A 6787-nucleotide genomic window follows, 5' to 3' on the forward strand; every position below is an offset into this window, starting at 1 on the left:
CTCGATTCGAGATGGCAACCATGCTATGGCGGGTTGGGCGAGTTCGTCAGAGCGCCGCGACAACCGCATCGACCGCGGCTTCGCTGCGGTCACCACTCTTGCGATCCCACACCTCGACCACGCCGTCGGCCACACCACGGCCGACGATGACGATCTTCGGCACGCCGATGAGTTCGGCGTCGCCGAATTTGACGCCGGGCGACACCTTCGGGCGGTCGTCGAACAGCACCTCGTTGCCCGCTGCCTCGAGGTCGAGCACGATCTGCTCGGCAGCGGCGTAGACGGTCTCGTCGCGACCGGTGGCGACGACGTAGACGTCGAACGGCGCAACCGCAGCCGGCCAGATGAGGCCCTTGTCGTCGTTGTTGAGCTCGGCGATGATGGCCAGGATGCGCGTGACCCCGATGCCGTACGAGCCCATCGTCACGGTGACCAGCTTGCCGTTCTCGTCGAGCACCTTGAGCCCGAGTGCTTCGGCGTACTTGCGGCCGAGCTGGAACACGTGGCCGATCTCCATGCCACGCGCCGTCTCGATGGGGCCCGAGCCGTCGGGCGCAGGGTCGCCGTCTTTCACATTCGCGGCCTCGACCCAGCCATCGCCCACGAAGTCGCGGCCGGCAACCAGCCCGAACACGTGCTTCTCGTGCAGATTGGCACCGGTGATCCACTCGGTACCGTCGACCACGCGCGGGTCGAGCAGGTACCGGATGCCCGTGCTGCCCTTCTCGCCCAGAACAGCTGCGCCGCCCTCAGACCACGGGCCGATGTAGCCCTTGACGAGGCCCGGGTGCAGTGCGAAGTCGTCTTCGTTCGCGGCTTCGACCTCGGCCGGTTGAAACGCCACCTCGGCACGCTTGAGGTCGACATCGCGGTCGCCCGGCATACCGACGACCACCAGTTCGCGGGTGCCGTCGAGCTGCGTCACCGCGAGAACGACGTTCTTGAGCGTGTCGCCGGCGACCCAGGCCCGACCGTCGTCGCGCGGCTGCTCGGCGTTGGCGAGGTCGACAAGGGTCTGGATGGTCGGGGTGTGCGGTGAGTCGAACACCGTTGCCGCCGGTAGACCCTCACTGGGCCGCGCGTCGGGCACCAGCGTCGTGAACGCTTCGACGTTGGCTGCATAACCGCCCGCCGAGCGTACGAAGGTGTCTTCGCCGACGGGCGTGGGGTGCAGGAATTCTTCGCTCTTCGAGCCGCCCATGGCGCCTGCGTCGGCCTTCACGATGACGTATTCGAGACCGAGACGCGTGAAGATGCGCTCGTACGCGTCGCGCTGCGCCTGGTACGACGCATCGAGCCCCGCGTCGGTGTAGTCGAACGAGTAAGCGTCTTTCATGGTGAACTCGCGGCCGCGCAGAAGCCCGGCACGGGGACGCGCCTCGTCACGGTATTTGTCTTGGATCTGGTAGATCGACAGGGGCAGGTCTTTGTACGAGCTGTAGAGGTCTTTCACCAGCAGAGTGAAGACTTCTTCGTGCGTGGGGGCCAACACGTAGCCCACACCACGGCGGTCGTTCAGACGGAACATGCCGTCGCCGTAGTCGACGTACCGACCGGTCACCTCGTAGGGCTCTTTCGGCAGCAGCGCCGGAAAGTGCACCTCGTGGGCGCCGGCGTTCGTCATCTCGTCGCGAACGATGGCCTCGATCTTGCTCTTCACGCGGAGCCCCAGCGGAAGCCACGCGAAGATGCCCGGCGCCTGGCGACGGATGTAGCCGGCGCGCACGAGCAGACGATGGCTGGTCACCTCGGCATCGGAGGGGTCTTCGCGGAGGGTCTTCAGAAAATAGTTTGTGAGGCGTGTTGGCACCCCGACAGTCTATTGCTCGCTCACTGGGCCGACGGATGCCTCGGGGGCCTGTGACACGCCCGGCTCCGCAGGCGCAGCCGGAGTGGCCGCAGGCGCAGCTCCCGGCACGGGAATGGGCGCGACCGCACCGTAACCGGCCGCGACCACGGGGGCGCCCACAACCGCACCGCGACGCCGGCGACGGCGAGCGGCCAGCACGAGCAGCAACACGACCACGAGAATCACGACGAGAAGCGCGACCCCGCCGAGCACGAAGATGAGCAGCCAGGGCGTGGTGTCCTCCTGCGGGAAGGCGGCGATCGCCTTCGTCTGGTACTGCTGGGCGATGGCATTGCTCGGGTCTCGCGAGACGACGGTGCCGAGGTCGGCCGCCGCGTCGTGGTAGCGGCCGGAGAAGTACTCGTTCAGGCCCTTACGGTAGAGCGTGTCGACGTCGGAGAGCGTGTTCTTCACTCCGCTGCGGGTGAGCAGCGCGGTGATGGTCTCGGGGGCAGCGGCGAAGTTGAGCTGCTGCGTGTCGTTCGAGGGCCCGAAGCTCACCGTGCCGAGTACGTCGCCCTGCCCGTTGACCACGGGCCCGCCACTCATGCCCGGGCTCATGGCGACCCCGATCTGAGTGAACGGACCGCCGGCGGTCTGCTGCCGACCGCTTACCAGCCCCTGCGCGAAGGTGGGCTGCGGGTTGCCGCTGACCAAGCCGCTCACGTTGCCGGGGTACCCGACGGCGTCGACCTTCTGGCCCGTGGAGGGCTGGTTCGGGGAGACGAGCAGTACGGGCAGGGGCGAGGGCGTGTCGATCTTGAACAGTGCCACGTCGCCCTGGCTGATGGGCCGGTCGTCTTGGAGTACGGCCGGGTAGCCTGCCGCGGTGTCGCCCGTAATGGTGATGGCCGGGTAGACCTTCATCGCCAGCACCGGCGCCGCACCCGACTGCTGCCCCTCGACAGGCCAGTTCGACTCAGCGCCGCCGGCGAGGTAACCCTGGGCGTCGTCAGACGTGATGTCGCCATTCGTCACCTCGTTGGAGAGAAACTGGTCGACGAGCGCCGTCTTACCCTCTGCCACGTCGGCGCAGTGGCCCGCCGTCACGATGTAACCGTCAGAGCTCGCCACGAAACCGCTGCAGCTGAACGAGGCATCGACCGCGTCAGACCAGGCTGTACCGCCGTCGGGCGTCGGGTAGTTGACGAAGCCAGACCAGGTGCCGCTGAGGTACACGGTTCCGGCTTCGACGACGGCCGCCACCTGCTCTTGCGGCAGATCGCTCGAGACGTCGGCGAACGCGGCGGCTGGGGCGAGCATCGACCCAGCCACCATTGCCGTGGCGGCGGTGAGAACGAAAGAGGAACTAAAACGTGACATGAACAACCTCCAGTAGTGCAACGGCGATGCAGCCACATTACCAAGGATTGCTCACTACCGAGCATTTATCGTTTGTCGGCAACCTCGTCGAGCACAACATCGTCGGTGAGCTGATTGCGTCTGTCGGCCGGCGTCTCGAGAACGTCGAGGCTCCGCCCATCGCCGTCGTGCGTCACGACGAACCGCGGAGAGTCATGCAGATGAACGGCGACACGCAGGTGCTGGTGCCTGATCATCCAGACCAGCCCCACAATTGCACCGGCAAAACCGGCCACCGCGGCCACCGCGATGGCCCAGCGCGGGCCGAACGAGTCGGCGATGAGGCCCACGATCGGGGCGCCGATGGGCGTGCCGCCCATGAAGATGGCCATGTACAGCGCCATAACGCGCCCACGGAATTCGGGTGCCGTGGTCATCTGCACTGTGCCGTTCGCGGTTGTCATCAGTGTTTGGGCGGCGAAACCGAGCAACACCAGAGTGAGCGCGAAGGTGAGGTATGAGGGCGCCAGGGCTCCGAGCAGACAGGCCACACCGAACAGGGCAGACGAGGCGAAGATGAGCCGCATGCGCGGCGTCTCGCGCCGGGCGGAGAGCAGGGCGCCCGCCACCGAGCCGACGGCCAGCACGGAGGAGAGCAACCCGAACGCCGTGGAGTCGAGATGGAAGGTGACGGTGGTCATCGTCGACGTGAAGATCTGAAAATTGAGACCGAATGTGCCAATGATGGCGATGATCACCATCACGATGATGATGTCGGGCCGCTTCGAAACATACCGAAAACCACCGAGCAACTGGCCCGGGCCACCACGCGGTTTGGCTGCTCTTCGAAGGTTCTCGCGGCGCATCCGTGTGAGCGAGAAGAGAACCGCACCGAAACTGGCCGCATTGATCAGAAACACCCAGCCCGAACCGACCACGGCGATGAGAACACCGGCCAGCGCCGGACCGATCATGCGGGCCGCGTTGAACGAGGCCGAGTTCAGGGCAACGGCGTTCGAGAGGTTCTTGTCAGAGACGAGGTTCGACACGAACGACTGGCGGGCGGGCGCATCGAAGGCCGAGGTGATGCCGAGCAGCAGCGCAAAGATGTACACCTGCCAGAGTTGAGCCGCCCCGGTGAGCACGATCAGCCCGAGCCCGAGGCCCAGGATGCCCATGATGCCCTGCGTGGCCATGAGCAGTTTGCGGCGGTCGACCCGGTCGGCGACGAGCCCCGTGAAGGGCACGAGCAGCAGCTGCGGGCCCAGCTGCAGCGCCATCACCGCACCGACCGCGACCGCGTTGTTGTTCGTGAGGTGGGTGAGCACGAGCCAGTCCTGAGCGGTGCGCTGCATCCAGGTACCCACGTTCGACACGATGGCGCCACCGAACCAGACGCGATAGTTGTAGTCGCTGAGCGACCGGAACATCGCGCTCAACTGTCGGCGATCTGCCGCAGGATGATCGCCGCACGTTCGAGCGTGACGCGGTCGTCTGTCGAGAGTTCAGCGAGGCGCTGGTAGAGCCAGGCGTCGCGGCGGCGACGGGTCTCGCGAACGAGTGCGGCCCCGCTCTCGGTGACCGAGATGAAGACCTTGCGGCCGTCGTCGGCCGAGGGCGCACGGTCAGCGTACCCCGCTTCGACGAGGGCATTGATCGTGCGGTTCATCGAGGGCGGCGTGACACGCTCGAAGGCAGCGAGGGTGCCGGGCGTACTGGGGCCGCGGTTGTACACGTAGCCGAGAATGGCCGACTGCGAGTCGCTGAGCTCGTCGTCGGCCTTCTCGGCGCGCAGCCGGCGGGAGACCCGCAGGATGGCCGGCCGAAGTTCGGCCGAGAGCTCACCGGGAGAAGATGCTTCAGACATCTAATTAGCCTAACTCATTAGATTGGCTAATTACCTCCCTATAACAGAGTCGTCCAGCGCGTGGAGACACCCTGGCTCAGCCGCGAGCGAATGAGCCGAGTACGGCCGAAGCCACACCGATTCAGGCGGAAGCTGTTCAGACCGTGATGACCTGCGGGCTGCCGAGCTCGCCCGGCGGCATCTCGGCCGCGAGGCGGTTGGCCTCTTCGATGAGCGTGCGCACGATGTCGGCTTCGGGAACCGTCTTGATGACCTCGCCGCGAACGAAGATCTGGCCCTTGCCGTTGCCGGAGGCGACACCGAGGTCGGCCTCGCGGGCCTCCCCCGGGCCGTTCACGACGCAGCCCATGACGGCGACGCGCAGCGGCACGGTCATGCCCTCGAGCCCGTCGGTCACGTCATTCGCCAACTTGTACACGTCGACCTGGGCCCGCCCACACGACGGGCACGACACGATCTCGAGTTTGCGTTCGCGGAGGTTCAGCGACTGCAGAATCTGCAGCCCCACCTTGACCTCCTGCGCGGGAGGCGCCGACAGCGACACGCGGATGGTGTCGCCGATGCCCTCGGAGAGCAGAATGCCGAATGCGGTGGCCGACTTGATGGTGCCCTGAAACTCGGGGCCCGCCTCGGTGACACCGAGGTGCAGGGGCCAGTCGCCCCGCGCGGCGAGCAGACGGTACGCCTTCACCATGATGACGGGGTCGTTGTGCTTCACCGAGATCTTGAAGTCGTGAAAGTCGTGCTCCTCGAAGAGGCTGGCCTCCCACACGGCACTCTCGACGAGTGCCTCGGGGGTTGCCTTGCCATACTTCTGCATGATGCTGGGCTCGAGCGAGCCCGCGTTCACGCCGATGCGGATGCTCACGCCCGCAGCCTTCGCGGCCGCCGCGATCTTGCCCACCTGGTCGTCGAACTTGCGGATGTTGCCCGGGTTCACCCGAACTGCGGCGCACCCCGCGTCGATGGCAGCGAACACATAGTTCGGCTGGAAGTGGATGTCGGCGATCACCGGAATCTGGCTCTTCTTCGCGATGATCGGCAGCGCCTCGGCATCGTCGCGGCTGGGTACGGCGACCCGCACGATGTCGCAGCCAGAAGCGGTGAGCTCGGCGATCTGCTGCAGCGTCGCGTTGATGTTCGTGGTCGGTGTTGTACACATCGACTGCACGCTCACGGGGGCATCACCGCCCACCAGAACCTTGCCGACTTTGATCTGACGAGACTTACGACGGGGGCTCAGAGTCTCGACGACTTTGGGCATACCCAGATTGATTGCGGCCACATGACGAGCTTACTCTCGGCTCGCCTCCGCACTGCCCCGCCCACCGATTAAGGCAGGCCGGGCAGAGCAGACAGTGAGCAAACGTTCAGCTGCCGTTCGGTGTCGGGTCAACGGGCCGGTTCGCCCGCAGCACTTCGAGTCGTGCGCGGTACTCCACCTCGTCGATGTCGCCCACGGCGAACCGCCCGGCCAGCGTCTTCTCGGCATCGGCCGCGGGGTTGACCGCCGCGCTCGGCGCAGCCCACCCCGCGGGCTCGCCGCCTGCCCAGGCGTGGGGGCCACCTGATCCGCCCCATCCAGGGCGCGCCCACCGCGGATGCCCGAACCCGCCCTGCCCCAGAGCGCCACCGTTCGCCGCCCAGAACCGTCTCCGCCGTCTCGCCGCGAGAGAGAAGACCATCACGAACACCCCCACCCAGAACAGTGGAATCAGCAGCAACAGCCAGCCGAACCCTCCGCCGCCCGGCCCGAACCCGTGCCCACC

At 66.4% G+C, this 6787-nt stretch carries 6 protein-coding genes; all 6 read right to left on the reverse strand.

Going from position 1 to position 6787, the window contains the following annotated elements:
* Nucleotides 1–46: 46 nt before the first annotated feature.
* Nucleotides 47–1810, reverse strand: a complete 1764-nt coding sequence (locus tag D4765_RS16720; protein ID WP_136643455.1) for a proline--tRNA ligase — start codon at nucleotides 1808–1810, stop codon at nucleotides 47–49.
* Between the two features lie 9 nt (nucleotides 1811–1819).
* Nucleotides 1820–3172 (reverse strand): S1 family peptidase, encoded by a 1353-nt coding sequence (locus D4765_RS16725; protein ID WP_136643456.1) that lies wholly within the window; start codon nucleotides 3170–3172, stop codon nucleotides 1820–1822.
* A 65-nt stretch (nucleotides 3173–3237) separates the two neighbouring features.
* On the reverse strand, nucleotides 3238–4581 hold the full coding sequence (locus tag D4765_RS16730; RefSeq protein WP_136643457.1) for an MFS transporter: 1344 nt from the start codon (nucleotides 4579–4581) through the stop codon (nucleotides 3238–3240).
* A gap of 5 nt (nucleotides 4582–4586) precedes the next feature.
* On the reverse strand, nucleotides 4587–5018 hold the full coding sequence (locus tag D4765_RS16735) for a MarR family winged helix-turn-helix transcriptional regulator (RefSeq protein WP_136643458.1): 432 nt from the start codon (nucleotides 5016–5018) through the stop codon (nucleotides 4587–4589).
* A gap of 136 nt (nucleotides 5019–5154) precedes the next feature.
* Nucleotides 5155–6303, reverse strand: coding sequence for a flavodoxin-dependent (E)-4-hydroxy-3-methylbut-2-enyl-diphosphate synthase (gene ispG / locus D4765_RS16740; protein ID WP_201799361.1), 1149 nt, complete (start codon nucleotides 6301–6303; stop codon nucleotides 5155–5157).
* Nucleotides 6304–6388: 85 nt separating this feature from the next.
* Nucleotides 6389–6787 (reverse strand): SHOCT domain-containing protein (locus tag D4765_RS16745; RefSeq protein WP_136643459.1); only part of this gene is annotated, 399 nt, incomplete at its 5' end.

The sequence above is a fragment of the Subtercola vilae genome, from assembly GCF_004923255.1.
GTDB classification, from domain to species: Bacteria; Actinomycetota; Actinomycetes; order Actinomycetales; family Microbacteriaceae; genus Subtercola; species Subtercola vilae.